Origin of the sequence: Collinsella aerofaciens (genome assembly GCF_039752775.1) — a bacterium.
GTDB lineage: Bacteria > Actinomycetota > Coriobacteriia > Coriobacteriales > Coriobacteriaceae > Collinsella > Collinsella aerofaciens_R.
Genome location: NZ_JBDMGT010000016.1, coordinates 27,423 through 49,098 on the forward strand (window position 1 = coordinate 27,423; position 21,676 = coordinate 49,098).

22 protein-coding genes and 1 tRNA gene are annotated in these 21,676 nt (G+C 62.7%); 21 read left to right on the forward strand and 2 right to left on the reverse strand.

Going from position 1 to position 21,676, the window contains the following annotated elements:
- Window positions 1-67 precede the first annotated feature (67 nt).
- The 15 genes from ABHR63_RS05710 (at window position 68) to hisE (ending at window position 14,513) form a co-directional block, all read left to right on the forward strand.
- A complete protein-coding gene (locus ABHR63_RS05710) occupies window positions 68-958 on the forward strand; it encodes a DMT family transporter (protein ID WP_346965425.1) in 891 nt (296 codons plus the stop codon).
- Window positions 959-1,182: 224 nt separating this feature from the next.
- Window positions 1,183-1,956, forward strand: coding sequence for a PTS mannose/fructose/sorbose/N-acetylgalactosamine transporter subunit IIC (locus ABHR63_RS05715; RefSeq protein ID WP_346965426.1), 774 nt, complete (start codon window positions 1,183-1,185; stop codon window positions 1,954-1,956).
- Window positions 1,937-2,770 carry a PTS system mannose/fructose/sorbose family transporter subunit IID gene (locus ABHR63_RS05720; protein ID WP_346965424.1) on the forward strand — a complete coding sequence of 278 codons (834 nt, stop codon included), beginning with the start codon at window positions 1,937-1,939 and terminating at the stop codon, window positions 2,768-2,770. The genes ABHR63_RS05715 and ABHR63_RS05720 overlap by 20 nt, the downstream gene beginning before the upstream one ends.
- 91 nt (window positions 2,771-2,861) lie before the next feature.
- The gene (locus tag ABHR63_RS05725) at window positions 2,862-4,076 is read left to right on the forward strand and encodes an MFS transporter (RefSeq protein ID WP_346965427.1); all 1,215 of its coding nucleotides are present in this window, start codon (window positions 2,862-2,864) and stop codon (window positions 4,074-4,076) included.
- 170 nt (window positions 4,077-4,246) lie between these two features.
- Complete coding sequence (locus ABHR63_RS05730; RefSeq protein ID WP_346965899.1) at window positions 4,247-5,308, forward strand: SIS domain-containing protein; 1,062 nt, start codon at window positions 4,247-4,249, stop codon at window positions 5,306-5,308.
- A 73-nt stretch (window positions 5,309-5,381) separates the two neighbouring features.
- Window positions 5,382-6,218: a sugar phosphate isomerase/epimerase family protein gene (locus ABHR63_RS05735; RefSeq protein ID WP_346965072.1), complete on the forward strand. Its 837-nt coding sequence runs from the start codon at window positions 5,382-5,384 to the stop codon at window positions 6,216-6,218.
- A 170-nt stretch (window positions 6,219-6,388) separates the two neighbouring features.
- Window positions 6,389-8,104, forward strand: a complete 1,716-nt coding sequence (hisG, locus tag ABHR63_RS05740; protein ID WP_346965073.1) for an ATP phosphoribosyltransferase — start codon at window positions 6,389-6,391, stop codon at window positions 8,102-8,104.
- Window positions 8,105-8,209: 105 nt separating this feature from the next.
- Window positions 8,210-9,646 (forward strand): histidinol dehydrogenase, encoded by a 1,437-nt coding sequence (hisD, locus tag ABHR63_RS05745; protein WP_346965074.1) that lies wholly within the window; start codon window positions 8,210-8,212, stop codon window positions 9,644-9,646.
- A gap of 1 nt (window position 9,647) precedes the next feature.
- Window positions 9,648-10,763, forward strand: a complete 1,116-nt coding sequence (hisC, locus tag ABHR63_RS05750; protein ID WP_346965075.1) for a histidinol-phosphate transaminase — start codon at window positions 9,648-9,650, stop codon at window positions 10,761-10,763.
- A complete protein-coding gene (gene hisB, locus ABHR63_RS05755) occupies window positions 10,764-11,351 on the forward strand; it encodes an imidazoleglycerol-phosphate dehydratase HisB (RefSeq protein ID WP_346965076.1) in 588 nt (195 codons plus the stop codon).
- A gap of 80 nt (window positions 11,352-11,431) precedes the next feature.
- Window positions 11,432-12,133 (forward strand): imidazole glycerol phosphate synthase subunit HisH, encoded by a 702-nt coding sequence (gene hisH, locus ABHR63_RS05760; RefSeq protein ID WP_195568488.1) that lies wholly within the window; start codon window positions 11,432-11,434, stop codon window positions 12,131-12,133.
- Entirely contained in the window at window positions 12,130-12,873 is a 744-nt protein-coding gene (locus tag ABHR63_RS05765) for a 1-(5-phosphoribosyl)-5-[(5-phosphoribosylamino)methylideneamino]imidazole-4-carboxamide isomerase (protein ID WP_195361818.1), read from the forward strand. Before hisH ends, ABHR63_RS05765 begins: the two co-directional genes overlap by 4 nt.
- Window positions 12,874-12,876: 3 nt before the next feature.
- On the forward strand, window positions 12,877-13,659 hold the full coding sequence (gene hisF, locus ABHR63_RS05770) for an imidazole glycerol phosphate synthase subunit HisF (RefSeq protein ID WP_055310384.1): 783 nt from the start codon (window positions 12,877-12,879) through the stop codon (window positions 13,657-13,659).
- 160 nt (window positions 13,660-13,819) lie between these two features.
- Entirely contained in the window at window positions 13,820-14,149 is a 330-nt protein-coding gene (gene hisI / locus ABHR63_RS05775; protein WP_117746844.1) for a phosphoribosyl-AMP cyclohydrolase, read from the forward strand.
- Between the two features lie 46 nt (window positions 14,150-14,195).
- Entirely contained in the window at window positions 14,196-14,513 is a 318-nt protein-coding gene (gene hisE, locus ABHR63_RS05780) for a phosphoribosyl-ATP diphosphatase (protein WP_006235893.1), read from the forward strand.
- A gap of 120 nt (window positions 14,514-14,633) precedes the next feature.
- Here the strand turns inward: hisE and ABHR63_RS05785 are convergent, their stop codons facing one another.
- Window positions 14,634-15,545 carry a PHP domain-containing protein gene (locus tag ABHR63_RS05785; protein WP_229107764.1) on the reverse strand — a complete coding sequence of 304 codons (912 nt, stop codon included), beginning with the start codon at window positions 15,543-15,545 and terminating at the stop codon, window positions 14,634-14,636.
- A 316-nt stretch (window positions 15,546-15,861) separates the two neighbouring features.
- Here ABHR63_RS05785 and larC2 point away from each other — a divergent pair, with 316 nt between their 5' ends.
- The 6 genes from larC2 to ABHR63_RS05815 all read left to right on the forward strand — a co-directional run bounded on the left by larC2 (window position 15,862) and on the right by ABHR63_RS05815 (window position 21,278).
- Window positions 15,862-16,347: a nickel pincer cofactor biosynthesis protein LarC2 gene (gene larC2, locus ABHR63_RS05790; RefSeq protein ID WP_195232708.1), complete on the forward strand. Its 486-nt coding sequence runs from the start codon at window positions 15,862-15,864 to the stop codon at window positions 16,345-16,347.
- Between the two features lie 60 nt (window positions 16,348-16,407).
- Window positions 16,408-16,956, forward strand: coding sequence for a phosphodiesterase (gene yfcE / locus ABHR63_RS05795; RefSeq protein ID WP_346965077.1), 549 nt, complete (start codon window positions 16,408-16,410; stop codon window positions 16,954-16,956).
- A gap of 2 nt (window positions 16,957-16,958) precedes the next feature.
- Window positions 16,959-17,819 carry a nucleoside triphosphate pyrophosphohydrolase gene (gene mazG, locus ABHR63_RS05800; RefSeq protein WP_346965078.1) on the forward strand — a complete coding sequence of 287 codons (861 nt, stop codon included), beginning with the start codon at window positions 16,959-16,961 and terminating at the stop codon, window positions 17,817-17,819.
- Window positions 17,820-18,008: 189 nt separating this feature from the next.
- A complete protein-coding gene (gene eno, locus ABHR63_RS05805; RefSeq protein WP_346965079.1) occupies window positions 18,009-19,298 on the forward strand; it encodes a phosphopyruvate hydratase in 1,290 nt (429 codons plus the stop codon).
- 196 nt (window positions 19,299-19,494) lie between these two features.
- Window positions 19,495-20,256: a hypothetical protein gene (locus ABHR63_RS05810; protein ID WP_229028219.1), complete on the forward strand. Its 762-nt coding sequence runs from the start codon at window positions 19,495-19,497 to the stop codon at window positions 20,254-20,256.
- A gap of 20 nt (window positions 20,257-20,276) precedes the next feature.
- Complete coding sequence (locus ABHR63_RS05815; RefSeq protein WP_346965080.1) at window positions 20,277-21,278, forward strand: Ppx/GppA phosphatase family protein; 1,002 nt, start codon at window positions 20,277-20,279, stop codon at window positions 21,276-21,278.
- A gap of 312 nt (window positions 21,279-21,590) precedes the next feature.
- Here ABHR63_RS05815 and ABHR63_RS05820 read toward each other — a convergent pair.
- Window positions 21,591-21,675: transfer RNA gene (locus tag ABHR63_RS05820), tRNA-Leu, on the reverse strand.
- Window position 21,676 lies beyond the last annotated feature (1 nt).

Sequence of the window (21,676 nt, forward strand, 5' to 3'; positions counted from 1 at the left end):
CCCAAGGGAAACGGCGACCCATTGCGGTCGCCGTTTTTTATTACCGAAAGCTAGCCGGAGGTGCTTCGTGATTCGATCTGACAATCCATCCGATAATGGCGTGAGCGGGGCGATGTATCTATTTGGCACGGCGCTCTTGTGGAGTTTTATCGGCATCCTCGTTCGCGCCAATTCGCAGTCGGCTCTTTTGATCGGTGCCGTTACGGCAATATTTATGGCGCTCTTTATCCTGCTCGTCGGTAGGCCTGTCCTCCGCGTCAGCCGTCTTATTGCCCTTGTGGCCGTCTGCAACTTCGTGACGGGCACCACGTTTAACTTTGCCAACCAGCTCACGACGGTCGGCAACGCGATCGTCCTGCAGTACACCTCGATGATTTTCGTTATCGTGTATCAGTCGCTCGCAACTCGCACGTTGCCCTCGCCTGCGAAGATTGCCTCCGTGGTGGTTGCTTTTACGGGTATGGGACTTTTCTTTTTAGGCGATTTGAGCGCCGAGGGCATGCTCGGCAACCTGCTTGCCGTCATTTCGGGAGCCACCTTTGGGCTGTGTTTCTTTTTAAACTCTCGCCCCGATGCGTCGCCCATGGTGTCCTCGCTCATCTCCTGCGGCATCTCGATACTGCCGATCGTCTATTTTGCCGGCGACCTAGGCTCCGTAAAACCCTTTGAGTGGGGGCTTATGCTGGTGCATGGCCTTTTTTGCAGCGGCCTTGCGAGTGTGCTGTATGCCAAGGGGATTGCGCGCACTAACGCGTTTGCGGCCAACTTGGTTTGCATGAGCGAGGTCGTGCTCGCTCCCTGCTGGTCGGCGCTCCTCTTTGGCGAGGTCTTTCGCTGGAACGAGTTTTTGGGCGCGGCGATAATCGTTTTGGTGATTGTAGGCAACTTGGCATACGATGCCTTTGGCGATGGCTTTCTGGTGGCGCTTGTCCGCCATCGAAACAAAGAGCGCGCCTGATGGGATACGTCTGCCGTTTACGGTAAAAAACACCCCGCTGAGCGAGTGGTATTAAATAGTAAGAACCTGCATATCTATAATTGGTATCAAATCATTTGTGCCTGGAATAGGTGTTAACAGCACACCAGGTACGCTTCGGGCCGTGTGGTCGAGTTTCCGGATTGATATCAACAGCGCGCGCGACGGGAGTGACGACGGTTCGAGATTCCTTATTGGGAGGAACTATGCTTGTCCAAGCAATCCTCGTCGGCTTAGTCGGAGCGTTTGGATGTCTCGACTACCAGCTCGGCACCCTCTACGCATTTCGCCCCATCGTTCTATGCCCGCTCGTGGGCCTGGTGCTGGGAGACCTGCAGACTGGCCTTGCCGTAGGTGCAAGCCTTGAGTTGCTGTTCATGGGCTCGATCTCCATCGGCGCCTACGTACCGCCTAACGAAACCGTCGGCGGCGTGCTCGCTTGCGCCTTCGCCATTCAGCTCGGTCAGGGTACCGAGACGGCCATCGCGCTCGCCATGCCCATCGCCGTCCTTGCGCTGACGATCGGCAACATTACCAATGCCTTGTTCCCTGTGTTTGTCGATATGGCAGACAAGTTCGCCCTCAAGGGAAACCTCAAAGGCATCTACGCCGTTCATTGGGGAATTGGAATCTGGGGCTGCCTCGAGTACTTCCTGCTGTGTGGCGGCGCCTTCTATCTGGGTTCCGACGCCATCCAGGGCCTGCTCGACTTCATCCCGCCCTTCATCATCGACGGTTGCGGCGTTGCAGCCAACATCCTGCCTGCCATGGGCTTCGCCATGCTCGGCCGCCTGGTGCTCACCAAGCAGCTCGTGCCCTTCTACTTCCTGGGCTTCCTGCTGTGCTCCTACGCCAACGTGCCCGTCCTGGGCGTCGCCCTGATCGCCATCATCATCGGCATCGACAAGTTCGACCTGCTCGGCCTGGGCGGAGCCCAGCCCCAGCTCTCCGCGGAAGGGGATGAGGACGATGACTTCTAGTCCCGAGAACAAGATCACGCGCTCCGACCTCATCAAGAGCGCCGTCAACACCGGCGCCCTGGGCATGGAGTTCTCCTGGACCTACTACAAGCAGATGAACATCGCCTTCTGCCTGATGGTCGCCAACATGCTCAAGAAGATCTACGCCGGCCGCCCCGACGACTACGCCGAGGCCCTGCACCGCCACTGCGCGTTCTTCAACATCACCGTCCAGTTCGCCCCGTTCGTCGGCGGCATCGCGATGGCCATGGAGGAGAAGGTCGCCCGCGGCGAGATCGAGCCCGAGAGCGTCAACGACGTCAAGGCCGCCCTCATGGGCCCGCTGTCGGGCATCGGCGACTCCATCTTCCTGTCGACGCTGCGCGTGGTCGCCGCCGCAGTGGGCATCAGCCTGTGCCAGGCCGGCAACCCCTTCGGCCCCATCGCCTTCCTGCTCATCTACAACGTCCCCGGCTTCGCGCTGCGCATCTGGGGCGCCGTCAAGGGCTACGAGCTGGGCGTGGGCTTCCTGGACGAGGCCCAGAGGACCGGCCTCATGCAGAAGATCATGACCTGCGTGGGCATCGTGGGCGTCATGGTCGTGGGCGCCATGTGCAAGGACATGTTCTGGGCCAGCATCCCGGTGGCCATCGGCTCGGGCGAGGACGCCCAGACCCTCCAGGACATCCTGGACGGCATCATGCCCGGCATGCTCGGCATGATCGCCTTCTGGCTGTACTACTGGCTGCTGTCCAAGAAGATCAACCCCATGGTGCTGATCGTGGCCACCATGGTCGTGGGCATCATCGGCGCGTTCTTCGGCGTGCTGGCGTAAGGGCCCGGCTGCATAGATTTTCGTTGCAACCTGGAAAGGGGATGGAGCAGGCCTATGCCCTCCATCCCCTTTTTGTATAGAAGGAGTTCGTATGTTCGCGAAGGATCGCGAAGCAATGCGCCTGACGCCGGCAGAGGTCAGGCTGATTCTTATTGAGTCCCTGCAGTGGTGCGCCAACAACGCGGTCTACTTTTTGGGGCTTATCGGTGCGGCCACGTATGATCTGGCCGGCACGGCCTTTTTGGTTGCCGCCATTACGCTCGTGCGCAATCTTATGACGTCGGTGGGCAATATGGTGTCGGGCTCGGTCATCGATCGCTTTGGACCGCGCCGGACGTCGTTTGTGACGTGCGTGATTACGGCAGTGCTATCGCTTGGCGTGGGGTTAGCGCCGTTGTCTGTCCCCGGGCTTGTGTTTGCCGCGTGCGTCTTGGGACTTGCGGGCGGCTTTATCAACACCTGCACGCATGCGTTTCCGGGATACCTGGAGTCGACCACCGAGGGCCGTACCCGCGTGAACGGCCTCATGGTGTTCTACAGCAATATCGCCTATACCGCTGGCCCGCTGCTCGGCGGTGCCATCGTGAGCTGTTTTGCCACGCAATCGGTCTATCTGCTCATGGCGGGCATGATGGGTGTGGCGGCCGTGCTCTCCTTGGGCTGTCACGAGTGTGTTGCTCCCGCAAAAGGGGAGAAGCCGAAGGGCGGTATTCTGGGCGGCATGGCCGAGGGTGCGCGACTTACGTTTCGCGACCACGACCTGCGTCTCATCTTTATCTCGGGCTTTTTGGGTTTCTTTGCGTTTGGCGCGTTCGATTCGCTGGAGTCGTTGTTCTACCGTGATGTACTCAACGTGGATATCGTCTGGCTGGGCTGGCTGTCTTCGGTCGTGGGCCTCACTTCCTCGGTGGGCGCGTTCATCCTGACCAAGCTTTCTGCTCGCCATGTCAACCTGCGATTGCTGCTCGGCGCGCTCATGGCCGTGGGCATTGGGTCCATGGTGTACGTGGGTACCGATATGCTGGGGGTCGCGATTATCGGTCAGGCGATTAACGGTCTGGCCTGGGGGTTCCTGGAGCCGCTGCAGATGATCTTGATTCAGGAGCGTGCCGACATCAAATACCTGGGGCGCATTACCGGCTTTGTGCGTTTTGGCCTGATGAGCGCCGGCGTGGTGCCGCTGCTGGCGGCTCCGTTTTTGGCGGAGGCTTTGGGTGTCCAGACGGTACTGTTTGGGGCATCGACCATTATTGCGCTGGTAGGAACGCTGTTCTTTGTCACACAAGGGAGGCGCAAGAGGCGTTAGCTATACATTCAATTCTAATTTAATACCACTCACCAGAGAATTTCGACCGTTCACCGAGGATTGGAGCAGATTGATAAGTGGTATTAAAAACACATTAGGTGTATGTCTATAATTGGTATCGAAAAGAAACGCGATGTATAGAGTTGCGTGCAGGACAGAAAGGAAAAGCCATGAAGGAAACCGAGAAGATCGAGATCATGCACTTTAGCCAGGAGGGCTACGTCGAGGACGGCAAGAACGTCTACGAGACCGGCAAGAAGATGATTGAGCTCGCCGACAAGGTCGCCGACGAGGGCTACGACGCCGTGTTCCTGATGGGCGTCGGCGGCACCTGGGACGAGCTCATGCAGCTCGAGTACCTCATGAACAAGTTCGGCGACCGCGACCTCGAGGTCTACCTGATCCACGCCGCCGAGTGGAACGTCTCCGGCCACAAGCGCATGACCGAGAAGTCCGTCGTGCTCACCGCCTCCGAGTCCGGCACTACCCCCGAGGTCCTCGAGGCCGTCAAGAAGATGAAGGAAAAGGGCATTCGCGTCTACGCCATGACCAAGCCTGAGGGTCTCATCGGCCAGGCTGTCGGCGCCGAGAATTGCGTCAAGATGGCTTCCGATCATGGTAACGGTGGCTGCGAGATGGGCTACTACCTCGCCGACTGCTTCGGCCTGCGCCTGCTCAATCGCCGTGGCTGCTTCCCGCAGTTCGATAAGTTCATCGAGCAGACCAAGGACGTTTGGACCCACCTGGTCGACATCCGCAAGAGCTTCGAGCCGCGCGCCGAGGAGCTCGCCAAGAAGTACGCCCTGGCCCCCTACACCATGTTCATCGGCTCCGGCGCCCTGTGGGGCGAGACCATCCTGTTCTCGATGTGCATCCTGGAGGAGATGCAGTGGAAGCGCACCCGCTACATCACCTCGGCCGACTTCTTCCACGGCACCCTCGAGCTCGTGGAGCCCGGCGTCCCGGTCTTCCTGTTCATGGGCGAGGACGAGAACCGCAAGCTCGACGAGCGCGTCCGCGCCTTCCTGACCCGCGGCGTGACCGGCGACACCGACATCAACGTCATCGACACCGCCGAGTTCGCGATCCCCGGCCTTGACGACGAGTTCCGCGTCATCGTGTCTCCGTGGATCCTCTCCTCGCTGATCACCGATCGCCTTGCCGCTTACTACGAGACGATCACCAAGCACAACCTCAACTACCGTCGCTACTATCACCAGTTCGACTACTAAGAGCAAATAACGTTTGTGTAATTGGGCCTCGCTCCTATATGGAACGGGGCCTCGCTTGGGTTGGAGAGTAATTATGAGCTATCCCCAGCTTGCCGTCATGAATATCAGCCATCGTTATTTTGACCTTGAGGAGTTCTTTTCTTCGGCGTCGGCTTCGGGCTACACGTGTTGCGAGCTTTGGACCGGGGCGATGCATCTGTATGTCGATTGCCATGGATACGATTCGCTCGAGCAGGTGCGGGAGCTATCACAGCGGTATGGGGTTCGGATTGTGGGGCTTTGTCCCGAACAGAACAACCCCAAGCCGTGGAATATCGCGGCGCGCGGGAATGAGGCGCGTGCCCGCACGCTCGCGTACTTTAAGAACGTTGTAGATATCGCGGCGGAACTTGGAGCCGAGCAGGTCATGGTCTCGAGCGGCTGGGCATTTTTGAACGAGCCGATCGAGGACGCGTGGGGTCGCAGCGCCTCGATGCTGCGTGCGATTGCCGAGCATGCGGGAGAGTGCGGCGTGCGACTGGTGCTCGAGGCCCTACAGCCGGTTGAGTCGATGATCGTGAACTCGGCGGCCGATACGAAGCGCATGATCGAGGCAGTTGATCATCCGGCACTTAAGGCGTGTCTGGATTTGGGCGCTATGGCGGTGGCAGGGGATACCATCGACGATTATTTCGATCTGCTTGGCGATGATGTCGCCCACGTGCATTTTGTCGATGTTGCGGCAGACGGCACGACGCATCTTGCTTGGGGTGACGGCGACCGCGATATGTGCGCCGACCTGGATAGGCTGGTGGCGCGCGGCTATCGCGGAGTTGTTTCGGCCGAGACCTATGACTGGCGCTATTTCGCCGACCCCGCAGCTGCCGATGCGCAGGTAATGGCAGAGTATCGTCGTGCGATTGGCGTCTAGGTGGGGTTGGGTTGCGACAATCCGCTCCTATGTTTCCAAATGAATACGGTGTGAGCCGAGGAGGACGATTCTCCCCGCAAACACTCTAGTATGCTAAAGTACCCAGAAAACCGGCGGAGCTATGCCGGTCTTCTGTTCCATACGAAACACAGCATGAGGAGGCTCACCAGATGACGGCCACACCGTGGGGATTCCGGGACATATTGCCCGAGGAGGCTCAGGCGCGCGAGGAGATTGCGCTGACGGTGAAGGGCTGCTTTAGGGAGCATAATTATCTGCCGGTTGAGACGCCGCTGCTCGAGGACAAGGGCTCGCTCGAGGAGGGCGGCCGTATCGCGGACACGCCGTTTAAGCTTTTTGACGATGACGGCCGCTTGTTGGTGGTTCGTCCCGACAATACGTTGCCGATCGTGCGTTTGGTCTCGACCCGCATGCGCGCGGCCGACTTGCCGCTGCGCCTGCGCTATGAGGCGCCGGTGGTTCGCGAATGCCAGCGCAATGCCGGCGGTTCGCGTCAATTTACCCAGCTGGGTTTTGAGCTCATCGGCGCGGGCGATACCGCGGGCGATGTCGAGATCGTCTCGCTGGTGGCCGAGGCCGTTCGCAAGTTGGCGCTGCCCGATGCGCGCATTATCGCAGGTAGCGTGCGCCCGTTTAAGGAGCTGCTCGCGGCGTGCGAGGATCGCGAGCTGGCTGCCGAGGCTCTGCGCTGCGTGCACGCCAACGACTTTGTGGGCCTCGATGCCCGCGTGGCGGCAAGCGCCGAGACCGATGCCGTTAAGGCCGCCGTCAGCGAACTGCCGCGCTTGCATGGTGGGGCCGAAGTGCTCGATCGCGTGGATGCGCTGCTGGCGGCTGCCGGTATTGTCGCGCCGCTCACGCGTGAGCTGCGCGCGCTGGTCGAGGGCCTGGCGCCCGAGGACGCTCAGGTGCTGTCCTTCGACTTTTCCATTATGAATTCTTTCGATTACTACACGGGCCTGGTCTTTAAGGCCTATGCCGGCGGACTGCCCGATCCGGTCGGTTCGGGCGGACGCTACGATTCCATCTTTACCGGCGCATTTGGCGACGGTATTGAGGTGCCGGCGGCGGGCTTCGCCTTTTCGCTCGAGCGCCTGGAGGCCGCGCGCACCTCGGCCGAGGATGCCGCTTCCGACGGCGATCACGCCGCGGGCCGTGGCGCCGAGGGCCCGCTGCGCATCGCTGTGCCCAAGGGCTCGCTTAAGGCCGACACGCTCGACGTGCTCGAGACCGCGGGCTTGGACGTCTCTGAGCTGCGTGATCCCGGCCGTCACCTGATTGTGCGCGGTCGCGACACGCGTGCCGGCGAGGGCACGGTCGGCGATATCGAGTTTGTCATCGTGCGTCCCAGCGATGCGCCTGCCTTTGTGGGCTGCGGTGGTGCCGATTGCGGCATCTGCGGTTGGGACTCGCTCATCGAGGCGGACCTCAACCTGCTGCAGCTGGTAGACCTGGGCTATGGCCTGTGCACCTTTATCGAGGCGGAGCCCGCGTGGCGCGCCGGTCAGGCCGAGCGCAACTATGCCCGCCGCGGTTCGCTTCGCGTGGCAACCAAGTACCCGCGCATCGCGAGTGCCTGGTATGCCGAGCGCGGCGTGAACGCCGACATCGTTTCGCTGCACGGTAACATCGAGCTGGGCCCCATTGTCGGCATGACCGATCGCATCGTGGATATTACCGCCACAGGCGCCACGCTGCGCGACAACGACCTGGTCATCACCGGCCGCATCATGGACTGCACGGCCCGTTTCTTTGTCAACCCGGGTGCCGCGCGCTTAGATCCGCGCGTACGCAATCTGGCAGATCGCTTGGCCGCGGCCGTTAAGGACAAGCATTTTGAGCCCGTCGCGGGCTCGGCACAATAGCGCGAGCGCGCACGGGCGCCCCAACGTACGGACTGCGGGCCGATTGGCGCCGCCGCCCGGCCTCTCGTTTTTCGAACACAACATCGACCGATAGGGGATACCGATATGAAGACCATCAAGCTTGCTCCCGGTGAGCGCCTCGTTACCAACCAGCTCAACCGCAAGGGTGTGCTGCCGCAAAACATCATCGACGCCGCCCGCGATATCGTGGCCAACGTGCGCGCCAACGGCGATGCCGCGGTGCGCGATTACTGTCAGCGTTTTGACGGCGTCGAGCTGCAGAGCTTCCGTCTGCCGCAAGAGCAGGTCGATGCCGCGCTTGAAGGCCTCGACCCGGCCTTTGTCGCCGCGCTTGAGAAGGCCGCGCGCCAGATTCGCGAGTTCCACCAGCGCGAGGTCGAGCAGAGCTGGTTTACCACGCGTGTGGACGGCACGATGCTCGGCGTTAAGGTGACCCCGCTCGCGGCGGCCGGCATCTATGTACCGGGCGGCCGCGCGCAATATCCCTCCACCGTGCTCATGAACGCCATTCCCGCCAAGGTCGCCGGCGTCAAGCGCGTGGTTATGGTGACCCCGCCGCAAAAAGACGGCCTGATCAGCCCCTACACGCTCGCCGCGGCAAAACTCGGCGGCGTGGACGAGATCTATATGGTGGGCGGCGCTCAGGCCGTGGCCGCGCTGGCGTACGGCACCGAGACCATTCCGCGCGTCGACAAAATCACCGGCCCGGGCAACGCTTTTGTTGCCGCTGCCAAGCAGATTGTCTCGGGCGACGTGGGCATCGACATGGTCGCTGGCCCGTCCGAGGTCTGCGTGCTGGCCGATGCTACGGCCAAGCCCATGGTGGTCGCGGCAGACCTGATGGCCCAGGCCGAGCACGATCCGCTGGCAGCCTGCTATCTAGTGACTTGCGACGAGCAGTTTGCGCGTGAGGTCGAGGCCGGCATCGACATTCTGGTGGCGCAGTCGCCGCGTGCCGAGATCACGCGCGCCTCGCTCGACAACGAAGGCACCATCGTGGTCGCCGCCGACATGGCCGCCGCCGTCGAGGCCGTGAACACCGTGGCGCCTGAGCACCTTGAGCTGCACTGCAAGGATGCGATGGGCCTGCTCGGCGGCATTCGCAACGCCGGTGCCATCTTTGTGGGCGCTTGGAGCTCCGAGCCGCTCGGCGATTACGTTGCCGGTCCCAACCACACGCTGCCGACTGGCGGCACGGCCATGTTCTCCAACCCGCTTTCGGTCGAAGAGTTCGTTAAGCGCTCGAGCGTTATCTGCTATACGCCTGAGGGTCTGCTCTCCGACGCTCCCGCTACGCAGTGCCTGGCCGAGGCCGAGGGCCTGTGGGCGCACGCGCTTTCGGCCGCACTGCGCCGCCGCGTGCTGGAGCAGGGCGAGGGTGCCGTGAGTGCCGAGTCGCTGGCCGCGGCCGACCTGACCAAGGTCGCCTGGCCGGGTGACGCCGTGGCGACGGTTGCCGAGGGCGTTGACCTCGCGGCCGCAGGCGCGGATGGCGCTGGCGCGAGCGGCGGGGAGGCCTAATATGGCCGAGCTGACGCCCCGCATGAAGGAGCTCGTCCAGCCTTACCTGGCTGGTATTGAGCCCTACGATCCTAACTTTACGCCTACGCGCATCAACCTTTCGGCCAACGAGAACACCTATCCCGTGCCGGCCGGCGTGCGCGAGGCGATCGACGCCGCCCTGGCTGCCACACCGCTCAACCGCTACCCCGATCCCATGTCCAACGACCTGCGCGACGAGCTTGCCGCTTGGCATGGCGTGACGCGCGAGAACATCTGTGTGGGAAACGGCGGCGACGAGCTGCTCTATAACTACCTGCTGGCATTTGGCGGCGCCGGGCGGACCCTGCTCAACTGCCCGCCGTGCTTTAGTGAGTACGCGTTTTTTGCGTCTCTCTGCCAGACCGAGGTTCGCGACGTGTGGCGCGATCCGGCGAGCTTTGAGCTCGACCAGGCGGCCGTGCTCACGGCGGCGCCCGAGTGCAACCTTGCTATCGTGACCTCGCCCAACAATCCCACGGGCGATGTGGCTCCGCTCGACTTTGTCGCGGCCCTGTGCGATGCGTGCCCCGGCATGGTTATGATCGACGAGGCTTACGTTGAGTTTGCCGATGATTCATTTGGTGCGGCCACCACGGCACAGGGACTTATCGCCGAGTATCCCAACCTGGTGATTCTGCATACGCTGTCTAAGGCGTTCGGCGCCGCCGGCGCGCGTCTGGGCTACGTGATCGCGGCACCCGAGGTCATCGACGTGTTCGCGGCGATTCGCCAGATCTACTCGGTCAATGTGCTGAGCCAGGCCGCGGTGCTTGCTTGCGTGCGTGCCCGCGATGCGTACGCGCCCGTGGTGGTGCAGGTCGCATCCGAGCGCGAGCGCGAGCTGTGCGCCCTGCGCGCGATGGCTGCCGAGGGCCTGCCCGTGGAGGCATGGCCGAGCGCGGCGAACTTTGTGCTCGTGCGCACGCTGCATGCCACGTGCGTGCGCGAGCGCCTGCGCGACGAGTATTCGATTTTGGTGCGCGACTTTAGCTACGCGCCGGGGCTCGCGGACTGCCTGCGCATTACCGTGGGCACCCCGCAGGAAAACGACGAGGTGCTGGCCGCGTTTGCCGCGCTGGTGAAGGAGGAGATGTAGATGGGCCGTTATGCCGAGGTGACCCGCAAGACGGGCGAGACCGACATTGTCGTAAAGCTCGACCTGGACGGATCTGGCGTGTGCGATATCTCGACCGGCGTGCCGTTTTTCGACCACATGCTCAACGCTTTTGGCCGCCATGGTCTGTTCGATCTGACGGTGCACGCGGTGGGCGACGTCGAGGTCGATGCGCATCACACCGTCGAGGACACAGGTATTGTGCTGGGCGAGGCGTTTTGCCGGGCGCTGGGCGACAAGGCGGGCATTACGCGCTTTGCCGACGCGGCGATCGCCATGGACGAGACGCTCGTGATGGCTGCTGTTGATATTTCGGGCCGCGGGCAGGCCTACTGCGAGCTGCCCGTGCCGACCGAGCGCGTGGGCAGCTTCGATACCGAGCTGGCCGTCGAGTTCTTCTACGCCTTTGCGCGCGACGCCAAGCTCACGCTGCACGTGCGCGAGCTGGCGGGCGGCAACTCGCATCACATTATCGAGGCCGCCTTTAAGGCCGTGGGCCGCACGATGCGCCACGCCTGCGAGCTCGATACCCGCGTGCAGGGCATCCCCAGTACCAAGGGCTCGCTGTAGCTGACGGATCGCACAAACCACCACAGAGGTGCCTGTCTCCTTTGTGGTGGTTTTGGATGATGAGATAAGGGAGGGGTCGCGTGGGCGAACCGAAGATCGTGGTGGTCGACTACCACAAGGGCAACTTGTCGAGCGTTGCGCGCGGGCTTGCGCGCGCCGGTGCCGCCGCCTGCACGTCGGACGATCCGGAGCAGATCCGCAACGCCGACGGCCTGGTCATCCCGGGCGTGGGCGCGTTTTACGACGCGGTCGCCTTTATGCGCGAGGGCGGCGAGGCGGACGCGGTGCTCGACGCCGTTGCCGCCGGAACTCCGTTGCTCGGCATCTGCCTGGGCCTTCAGTTGTTTTTTGAGCGCGGCAACGAGGGCGTTCCTGCGAGCGAGAGCGCGGTCGCCGACGGCAACGCCTCCGAGCGGGCCGGTGTCCTCTGGGTCGATGGCCTGGGTATTATGCGCGGTTCGTGCACGCGCCTGGAGTCGAGCCGCCTGAAGGTGCCGCACGTGGGCTGGGACCAGGTGCACATGACGCCCGCCGGTGCGGCCGATCCGCTGCTTACTGGTTTTGCCGAGGGTGCCAACATGTACTTCACCCACAGCTACGCGGTGGCCGACGATTCCGATGCCGCCGATGTGCTGGCGCGCACGCACTATACGCGGAGCTTCCCGTGCATCGTGCGCCATGGCAACGTGTGGGGTTGCCAGTTCCATCCCGAGAAATCCTCCGCGCTGGGTCAGCGCATCCTTAAGAACTTCGTCAACATCGTCGAGGAGGCCGGCCGATGATCCTGTTTCCCGCAATCGATCTGATCGGCGGCAAGGTCGTGCGCCTGGAGCGCGGCGACCGGAGTCGCTGCAAGGTATATTCCGACGACCCCGTGGCCGTTGCTCGCTCGTTTGCCGAGCAGGGCGCAAGCTGGGTGCACGTCGTCGACCTGTCCGCTGCCTTTGGCGAGGACGAGGACACATGCGCTGCCAACTCGGCGGCGATTAAGGCCATCTGCGGCGTCAACGGTCTGTCCGTGGACGTGGGCGGCGGCGTCCGCTCGCTCGCGCGCATCGACGAGTTGGCCGGCTACGGTGCGCGCCGCATCGCACTAGGCACGGTGCTCGTGACCGAGCCGGGTTTTGCCGAGGTGGCGGCCCAAGGCTTTGGCGAGCTGTTGGTGGCAGATATTGCCGCACGCGACGGCCAGGTCAAGGTGAATGGCTGGCGTGACGGCGCGGGCGTGGCGCTCGACGACGCCGTGGCGCAGCTTTCCGAGCTGGGTTTTAAGCATCTGGTGTATACCGACATTGCGCGCGATGGCATGCAGGCGGGCATCGATGTGGCGGCGTATCGCCATGTGGCCGAGGTCGCGGGCTTTCCCGTCGTGGCATCGGGTGGCATCTCGACGCTCGACGACATCCGCGCGCTGGCCGCAGTGCGTGAGGGCGCGATTGAAGGTGCCATTACCGGTCGCGCGCTCTACGAGGGCAACTTTACGCTGGTACAGGCGCTGACCGCCGCCCGAGGGGAGGAGTAGCCCATGCTTACCAAACGTGTGATTCCCTGCCTGGACGTCAAGGACGGCCGTGTGGTCAAGGGCGTCAACTTTGTGAGCTTGCGCGATGCGGGCGATCCGGTGGAGCTGGCGCGCGCCTACGACCGCGAGGGTGCGGACGAGGTCGTCTTCTTGGACATTACCGCCACGAGCGACAACCGTGCGACGACCATCGAGATGGCGGCGCATGCGGCCGAGGAGCTAGCCATTCCCTATACCGTGGGCGGCGGTTTTCGCGACCTGGCGGGCATGCGCACCATGGTTGCAGCCGGTGCCGACAAGGTGTCGCTCAACTCTGCCGCCGTGCGCGACCCGTCGCTGATTAGCCAGGCTGCCGCGGCGTTTGGTAGCCAGGCCGTGGTCGTGGCGATCGATGCCAAGCGCGTCGGTTTGCCCGGCGCATCTGGTGCCGACAAGTGGGAGGTCTTCACGGCGGGCGGCCGCAACGCCACGGGCATCGACGCGGTGGCGTGGGCCGAGGAGGCGGCTCGTCGCGGCGCCGGCGAGATCCTGCTCACCAGTATGGACCGCGACGGCACCAAGGCCGGATTTGACCTGGCGCTCACCCGCGCCGTGGCGCGCGCGGTGCCGATTCCGGTGATTGCGAGCGGCGGTGTGGGCGCGCTCGAGCATTTTGCCGAGGGCGTGATTGAGGGCGAGGCCGATGCCGTGCTGGCGGCGAGCGTCTTTCACTTTGGGACGTTCAGCATTCGCGAAGTCAAAGAGTATATGGCCTCTCAAGGTATTCCTGTGAGGTTGGACTTCTAATGCTGCGGGCTTCGCTGCGGCTTGTCCAGGCACCGCATCTTGCCGTTCAAACCGTCGCTCGCGTACCAAAGTACGCGTCGCTCCTCTTTCGCGGCAACCTGCGGCACCTGGGCAAGCCTCGCCGACCTGCGATGTTCACGGTAATTACTTGGGAGGAATGATGACTGAGGTGGTAAATGCTACCGAGCTGAAATACGACGCCCGTGGGTTGATTCCTTGTGTGGTTCAGCAGTATGACACCGGCGAGGTGCTTATGGTTGCTTGGATGAACGAGGAGTCGGTGGGGCTGACGCTCAAGACCGGTACCACGTGGTTTTGGAGCCGCAGTCGCCAGGAGCTCTGGAACAAGGGCGCGACGAGCGGCAATATGCAGGAGGTCAAGGAGCTTTGGGCCGACTGCGATAGCGATACGCTGCTGGTCAAGGTTGACTCGCCGGGTCCGGCCTGCCATACCGGCAACCGTACCTGCTTCTTTAAGAAACTCGCGTAGGGCGGGCGCTCGATTAGACGCTCGGCCAACCAGAAAGGATTGAACTATGGGTGTGCGCACCGCAAACGTTCAGGATGGAAATATCGGTGAGACGCTGACGGGGCTCGCCGAGGTGATTCACGGCCGTCGCGACGCATCGCCGCAGGAGAGCTACACCGCTCGTCTGTTGACCGACGTCGAGGACGAGCTGCTCAAGAAGCTTGCCGAGGAGGCGAGCGAGGTGATCATGGCCTGCAAGGATAACGATCACGATCACATCCGCTACGAGGCCGGCGACCTGGTCTACCACCTGCTCGTGACGCTCGAGCGCTACGGCATCACCCTCGACGAGCTGGCCGGCGAACTCAACGCCCGCCGCCACTAGTCGTTTGGGACAGTCTTTGTTGGTGTAACGGGGTCATGGAAGTTGCGGTGAAATAGGGACTGTTTAAGCGCTTCATCAAGCAAAACAATCCCTATTTCACCGCAACTTATGAAGGGATGGCTAGGCGAGGGGCGTGGATTCCCATTCGCCGGTGGCGTGGGGGATGTCGAAGGTTCGATAACCGCAGTCGTAGGCGTGGGCCTGGGCCTCGCGGATGTTCCAGCAGATGTCGCAGGCGCGGTGCGCGTCCGAGCCAAAGGTAATCGGTACCTCGGCGTGGGCGAAGCAACGCAACAGCCCAGTCGCGGGATAGTAGTCGTCGAGGCCCTTGCGGGGTGCGGCGGTCGAGACCTCAACGCGGCGACCCGTATCGTGCGCGCACTCGGCCATCTGCTGCCAAAACGGTGCGGGGTCAAAGTCGGGCGCAAAGCCTTCCTTCGAAAAGCGCATGACCAGGTCGGGATGAGCCATCACATCAAAGTTAAGTGGGCTTTCGCAGGCGCGGCACCAGTCGTCGACATAGCGCTCCCATACGCCGCGCACGCCCAAGTTTTCCCAAACATGCAGGTTGGTGTCGTCGTCGATCCAACCGCAGCTCGAATCGGGCGTATCGGGACGAGCGGCGTCCTCCGTCCCCGCCGTGCCCGCAGCGCCTGCCGCAATATCGCCTGGGTTGCCAATCCAATGCACACTGCCCAGGCGCACGACGGCGCCCTGGGACCAACGATCAACCAAAGGCTCGCAGCCCTCGTACCAATCGCATTCAAAGCCATAGATAAAGCTGAGCTCCGGCGCAATCTGCGCGGCAAGCTTGCGAGCATCCTCAAAAGCCAGACGATGTGCCGGCAGGTCGCCCTCAGTAACCTGCACTTCGCAGTTGGCATCCATGCTGGCGGGCAGGGTGAGATGGTCGGTTGAGACCATGACGCGGCAGCTGGCCGCAGCAGCGGCGCGAACGTTGTCCTCAAACGAGGCATGACCGTCCGAGAACGAGGTGTGGGTGTGGCAATCGACCAGCGGGCAAGCAGGCATGGCAGCTCCTTTGCGTCAAGCGAATCCGCTTCATTGTAATGGCGCAGCCTCGGCGCGTCGTGCACGCGGGGGGCCGAAATCGACTGGAAAGGGTGCGCGGTGCGGCTCTACTCCAATACATGTACATCAGCCTCCAAAAGCTGCAGAAAATGACATGTTTGGAGGCTGATGTACATGTTTGGATGAGGCGGTGGAGTGTCGGTTTCTTGCGGGCAAGGAAAATCGCGCTCATCGCGCGCCGTCACATCCGCGCCGCCCGCGATGTGCTAGCGTTTGGATGAACAAAACGAGCCCGCGCGGAAAGGATCCGGACCGTATGCAATGCGATAGCACATCCCCGCTGTCCCGCGAGACCGATGCGCCCGAGACCATCGTCAAGCTGGAATGCGACATCGACGACGCGTCGCCCGAGGTGCTCGCCTACGCTGCCGACCGCCTGCGCGAGGCGGGTGCGCGCGAGGTGCATTGGCTGCCCCTCTATTGCAAGAAAGGCCGTCCCAGTTGGCAGCTACAGGTAATCTGTGCTCACGAGGATATCGAGCGCCTGCAGACGATTATCTTTTTGGAAACCACGACCAACGGCATTCGTCGCCAGGTCATGGAGCGCGTTTGCCTGCCACGCCGCTTTGAGCGCGTAACGACGCTATGGGGCGAGGTGTCCGTCAAGGTGGCAACCCTGCCCGACGGCAGCGAGCGTGCAGCGCCCGAGTACGAGGACTGCGCCCGTCTCGCTCGCGAGCACAATGTGCCGCTCCAGCGCGTGATGCAGGCGGCACAAGCCGTGGCACTGCGATTTGAATAACGCGGCTGGTGGCGACATCCTGCGCCCAGCCATATCAACCCCATTCGAAAGGATCTCCCCATGAAATACCTCATCGCCTCCGACATCCACGGCTCGGCATATTGGGCCGAGCGCCTGGTTGCCGCCATCGAGTCCCAGCAGCCCGACCGCATCGTGCTGCTGGGCGACCTGCTCTATCACGGTCCGCGCAACGACCTGCCGCGCGATTACGCCCCCAAGCGCGTGATCCCGCTGCTCAACGCCCTGGCCGACCGCATCATCGCGGTACGCGGCAACTGCGATGCCGAGGTCGATCAGATGGTGCTCGACTTCCCCGTCATGGCCGACTATGCCACGCTGTTCGACGAGACCGGCCGCGAGCTGTTCCTGACGCACGGCCATGTCTTTGGCGCCGGCATGCACAACAGCGTCGACCACGCGCCCGCGTTGCCCGAGGGCTCAGCGCTCGTCTACGGCCACACGCACATCAAGGTCAACGAGGAAAGCGCCGCGCACCCGGGCCTGTGGCTCTTCAACCCCGGTAGCGTGAGCATTCCCAAGGACGGCACGCACAGCTACGGCATCTACGAGGACGGCGCGTTCCGCCACGTGATCCTGGAGGAGGACTAACCATGGCGCAGCACATGGCTCAGCAAAATGCCGAGGGCTCGCGCGATCTGTCCACGCTAGTCGACGCGTCGACCGAGCTGCAGCATCTGGTGCAGACCATCTGGCGTCTGCGTCAGCCCGATGGCTGCCCATGGGACCGTGAGCAGACGCACCGCAGCATTGGCAAGAACATGATCGAGGAGGCCTACGAGGCGCTCGACTGCATCGAGGCGGACGACGCGGTTCACCTACGCGAGGAGCTGGGCGACGTGCTCATGCAGGTCGTGCTGCATGCGCAGATTGCGGCGGACGCCGGCGAGTTTACGCTGGCCGACGTGGCGCGTGATATCGATGCCAAGCTCATCCGCCGTCATTCGCACGTGTTTGGCGATGTAGATGCCGACAGTTCCGACGAGGTACTCAAGATTTGGGACGAGGTCAAGCTTGCCGAGAAAGCCGCCAAGGACAAGGCCGTGGCAGCGGGCGAGGCCGCGCCCGAGGGTCTGCTCGACGGCGTGCCCACGCATCTGCCGGCGCTGATGCAGGCTCAGAAGGTGTCGCGCAAGGCGGCTGCCGTGGGCTTTGAGTGGGAGACGGTCCAGGACGTGTGGGATGAGGTCGCCGAGGAACGTGCCGAGTTTGAGGCCGAGGCCCCTGGCTCGCCCGAGCGCGAAATGGAGTTTGGCGACCTGCTCTTTGCCTTGGTCAACGTCGCGCGCAAAGAGGGGATCGACGCCGAGAGTGCCCTGCGCGCGAGCACGGCCAAGTTTCGCCGTCGCTGGGCCGCGATGGAGCAGATGGCGTCCGACGCCCACGTGGATCTTGCCGAGCTTTCGACCCACGGCCTCAACGACCTGTGGGATGCCGCAAAGGCGGAGGAGTAAGACTGCGGGAACGACGGGCTGACATGCCTCATCGTTCCCGCTAAATTTTTCGAAAATCAAGTGTATCCCTCGGCTAACTTAGGGCATAATGCAAAAAGTGCGACATGGCTAACTTACGGAGGCGCACCGATGGTGCACAGTCGGCCAGTCGCTTGCATCAACTACGTTTCCAAGTGAGAGGGAGACAACATGAGCGATATTTTGGACGTCTACGGTCGCGAGGTACTCGACAGCCGCGGCAACCCCACCGTCGAGGTCGAGGTCGTGCTCGAGGACGGCAGCTTCGGCCGCGCGATGGTGCCTTCGGGCGCTTCGACCGGCGCCTTTGAGGCATGCGAGTTGCGCGACGGCGACAAAGGTCGCTATCTGGGCAAGGGCGTCTCGCAGGCCGTCGAGCACGTCAACAACGAGTGCGCCGATGCCGTCGTGGGCCTCGATGCCTTCGACCAGCGTGCCGTCGATGCCGCGCTGATCGCCGCCGACGGTACGCCCAACAAGACCAAGCTCGGCGCTAACGCCATCTTGGGCGTGTCGCTGGCCGTTGCCCGCGCTGCGGCAGAGTCGGCGGGTCTTTCGCTGTACCAGTACCTGGGCGGCGTCAACGCTCACCTGCTGCCCACGCCCATGATGAACATCCTCAACGGTGGCATGCATGCCGACAACAACGTTGACTTCCAGGAGTTCATGATCATGCCCGTGGGTGCTCCGAGCTTTGCCGAGGGCCTGCGCTGGTGCGCCGAGGTCTACCACACCCTCAAGGGCGTGCTGCACGAGGCCGGCCTTGGCGGCGGCGTGGGCGACGAGGGCGGCTTCGCGCCCAACCTCAAGACCAATGCCGAGCCGTTCGAGTACATTACCAAGGCCGTCGAGAAGGCTGGCTTTAAGCCCGGCGTCGACTTCATGTACGCCATGGATCCGGCCTCGACCGAGTTCTACAACGCCGAGACCGGTATGTACGAGCTCAAGGGCGAGGGTGTTGAGTACACGAGCGCCCAGATGGTCGATTACTGGGAGAAGCTCGTCGACACCTACCCCATTATCTCCATCGAGGACGGCATGGCCGAGGAGGACTGGGATGGCTGGGTCGAGCTGACCCGTCGCATCGGCAACAAGGTGCAGCTGGTGGGCGACGACCTGTTCGTTACCAACACCGAGCGCCTCAAGAAGGGCATCGAACTGGGCGCTGCCAACGCGATTCTGGTCAAGGTCAACCAGATCGGTACGCTCACCGAGTCGCTCGAGGCCATCGAGACCGCCAAGGAGGCCGGCTACGCCTGCATCGTGAGTCACCGCTCCGGCGAGACCGAGGATTCCACGATCGCCGACCTGGTCGTGGGCGTCAATGCCGGCCAGATTAAGTCGGGTGCCCCGTGCCGTAGCGACCGTATCGCCAAGTACAACCAGCTCATCCGTATCGAGGACGAGCTCGAGGGCAGCGCGCGTTACGCCGGCAAGGCCGCGTTCTACAACATTCGCTAGGCACGCGGAGGTCGCGGGGGCGGGGAAGACTCGGATTTGCCTTGCTCCAGCCGGGCGCTGTTGAGCACCATTGGGCGCTGGGCCATATGACTCAGCGCCTTTTTTATGTCGAGCAAAGGCTGGCGAAGGCGGTGCGGGCGCTCGTGCTATAACTAGAATACTTAGCGCAAACAAACCTCAACCGCACAAGGCGCACATGGATCAGATTTACGACAACAGGTACTATTCCGCCGGTTCGCGTGAGCCGTCGCCTCGCCGTGCGCGCACGGTGCAGCTCGGTGGGTCCGCCTACGCCGGCGCCGACCGCTCCATGCAACGCCCGACAAGTACCTCGCGCCCCAATGCTCAAGTGAATACTTCGACAGATGGACCAGTGCGCCCGGCACGTTCGTCGCATGCTCAGCGCTCGTCGGCTCAAACGCACGATAGGTCGAGCAGGCCTTCGAACCGTTTTTCGGGCTCGGACTTTATGCACTACGCCAACGACAACGCGGTGGTCAAGGCGATCTACGACTTTACCCACGGTCCTCAGCGAGGGCTATTCATCGGCATTGTCGTTGCCCTGGTGCTCGTGAGCCTGTATTTCCCCGTGCGCGATCTGTACGTGGCAAAGCGTTCGAGCGATATCTTGGCCAAGCAGGTCGAGATTCGTCAGCAATACAATGATGAGCTGCAAAAAAGCGTCGACAAACTGCTCTCGGAGGAGGGCATTAAGGATGCGGCGTCCGAGGATCTGGGCCTGGTGATGCCCGGCGAGAAGAGGGTTGAAGTGCAGGGCCTGGACGACGATTCGGATTCGTCTTCGAGCAAGAAGTCGTCGAACGCCAAGAAGGCCAGCGAAGTTGCCAAGGAAATCGAAGAAGTCGGTAAGGACGCCCCGTGGTACATCCAGGCGCTCGACATGCTGTTTGGGTTTAACGGTGTCGAGGGCCAGACGGTCGTGTCCAACGGCAAATAGCGCCCGGAGGGGAGCCCGCAATGGCAGATTGCAAACGATATAAGGTGGCGGCGATCGATCTGGGAACGGTGTCGTCGCGACTGGTGCTGGCGCAGGTCGAGGGCGGGGCGATCGTGGAATCGTCCAAGCATACCGAGATTACCGACCTGGGCGAGGGTGTGGACGCGACGGGTCGCTTTTGCGAGGCGGCGGTCGAGCGCGTGCTCGCTGCATGCCGCATGTTTGTGGACGAGGCGCGTGCCTTTGGGGCCGCGTGCATTTGCACCACATGCACGAGCGCCGCGCGCGATGCATCCAATGCCGCACTGCTGCTGGACGGTCTGCGTGAGCTGGGGCTCGAACCGCAGGTGATTCCGGGCGAGGTCGAGGCGCGCCTGACGTTTTTTGGCGTAGCGCACGACTTTGCAGGCGAGCGCATCATCGTCGCCGATTCGGGTGGCGGCTCCACGGAGCTCGCGACGGGCGTATACGCGCCGGAGCGCGGGGTCTTCGCGCTGGAGGGAACGCGTTCGCTGGACATTGGTTGCCGTCGTGTGACGGAGCGTTTCTTCTCGGCGTTGCCGCCTTCGGACGGCGAGCTTGCTGCCGCTGCCGACTGGGCGGGCGAGCAGTTCGAGGCTTACTTTGAGAGCCTGCCGAGCGATTTTGAGCGCGCCGAGCGCTTGGTCGCGGTGGGCGGTACCGTCACCACACTCGTGGCGCTGGTCCACGAGCTGGAGCCGTACGACTCGAGCTTTGTGCACCTGCGCGAGCTTTCGATGGAGCAGATCTCGGACGCTATCGATCATATGTCTACGCTGGATGTGGAGGGTATCGCTGCGCTGCCGGGCGTGCAGCCCAAGCGCGCGGGCGTGATTCTGGCCGGCGCCGTGGTGATCCGCGAGCTCATGCGTGCCGGCGGCTACGATGCGCTCACTGTAAGCGAGAACAGCCTCCTCGCCGGCATGGCCGCCACCATCAACGAGGTTCTCGACGGCGCGACTCCCACCATCGCCTGGACCCCGAGCCTGAGTGCTCTTTAACCGTCTTCCTCTGAGTTGCGGTGAAATAGTTCCTAAATAAGCTGGTAAACGGTATAAACAGGATCTATTCCACCGCAACTTAGAGCCCCGCCGGCGTGTAAAAGAAACGAGCCCGCATCCCTTGGGGACACGGGCTCGAAAGCTCCATATGGTAGGGGCGGTGGGACGTCCGCGCATTTGCTGCGCAAATACGCACCGGCTTCGGACGCTGCGCGTCCGCTTAACGCTCGCCCCCTCGCGGGTTCGAGTCCCACCGGCATCTAAAAGAAGCGAGCCCGCATCCCTTGGGGACACGGGCTCGAAAGCTCCATATGGTAGGGGCGGTGGGACTCGAACCCACAATCCTTGCGGCGAGAGATTTTAAGTCTCCTGCGTATGCCAATTCCGCCACGCCCCCG

What these genes read in the sequence shown, in the direction of transcription:
- ABHR63_RS05720 (WP_346965424.1), top strand. Translation starts at nt 1,937, where the DNA reads ATGAGGACGATGACTTCTAGTCCCGAGAACAAGATCACGCGCTCCGAC.
- hisF (WP_055310384.1), top strand. Translation starts at nt 12,877, where the DNA reads ATGCTTACCAAACGTGTGATTCCCTGCCTGGACGTCAAGGACGGCCGT.
- ABHR63_RS05725 (WP_346965427.1), top strand. Translation starts at nt 2,862, where the DNA reads ATGTTCGCGAAGGATCGCGAAGCAATGCGCCTGACGCCGGCAGAGGTC.
- hisG (WP_346965073.1), top strand. Translation starts at nt 6,389, where the DNA reads ATGACGGCCACACCGTGGGGATTCCGGGACATATTGCCCGAGGAGGCT.
- hisD (WP_346965074.1), top strand. Translation starts at nt 8,210, where the DNA reads ATGAAGACCATCAAGCTTGCTCCCGGTGAGCGCCTCGTTACCAACCAG.
- eno (WP_346965079.1), top strand. Translation starts at nt 18,009, where the DNA reads ATGAGCGATATTTTGGACGTCTACGGTCGCGAGGTACTCGACAGCCGC.
- hisC (WP_346965075.1), top strand. Translation starts at nt 9,648, where the DNA reads ATGGCCGAGCTGACGCCCCGCATGAAGGAGCTCGTCCAGCCTTACCTG.
- ABHR63_RS05810 (WP_229028219.1), top strand. Translation starts at nt 19,495, where the DNA reads ATGGATCAGATTTACGACAACAGGTACTATTCCGCCGGTTCGCGTGAG.
- ABHR63_RS05815 (WP_346965080.1), top strand. Translation starts at nt 20,277, where the DNA reads ATGGCAGATTGCAAACGATATAAGGTGGCGGCGATCGATCTGGGAACG.
- mazG (WP_346965078.1), top strand. Translation starts at nt 16,959, where the DNA reads ATGGCGCAGCACATGGCTCAGCAAAATGCCGAGGGCTCGCGCGATCTG.
- ABHR63_RS05735 (WP_346965072.1), top strand. Translation starts at nt 5,382, where the DNA reads ATGAGCTATCCCCAGCTTGCCGTCATGAATATCAGCCATCGTTATTTT.
- hisB (WP_346965076.1), top strand. Translation starts at nt 10,764, where the DNA reads ATGGGCCGTTATGCCGAGGTGACCCGCAAGACGGGCGAGACCGACATT.
- ABHR63_RS05730 (WP_346965899.1), top strand. Translation starts at nt 4,247, where the DNA reads ATGAAGGAAACCGAGAAGATCGAGATCATGCACTTTAGCCAGGAGGGC.
- ABHR63_RS05785 (WP_229107764.1), bottom strand. Translation starts at nt 15,545, where the DNA reads ATGCCTGCTTGCCCGCTGGTCGATTGCCACACCCACACCTCGTTCTCG.
- hisI (WP_117746844.1), top strand. Translation starts at nt 13,820, where the DNA reads ATGACTGAGGTGGTAAATGCTACCGAGCTGAAATACGACGCCCGTGGG.
- larC2 (WP_195232708.1), top strand. Translation starts at nt 15,862, where the DNA reads ATGCAATGCGATAGCACATCCCCGCTGTCCCGCGAGACCGATGCGCCC.
- ABHR63_RS05715 (WP_346965426.1), top strand. Translation starts at nt 1,183, where the DNA reads ATGCTTGTCCAAGCAATCCTCGTCGGCTTAGTCGGAGCGTTTGGATGT.
- hisE (WP_006235893.1), top strand. Translation starts at nt 14,196, where the DNA reads ATGGGTGTGCGCACCGCAAACGTTCAGGATGGAAATATCGGTGAGACG.
- yfcE (WP_346965077.1), top strand. Translation starts at nt 16,408, where the DNA reads ATGAAATACCTCATCGCCTCCGACATCCACGGCTCGGCATATTGGGCC.
- ABHR63_RS05765 (WP_195361818.1), top strand. Translation starts at nt 12,130, where the DNA reads ATGATCCTGTTTCCCGCAATCGATCTGATCGGCGGCAAGGTCGTGCGC.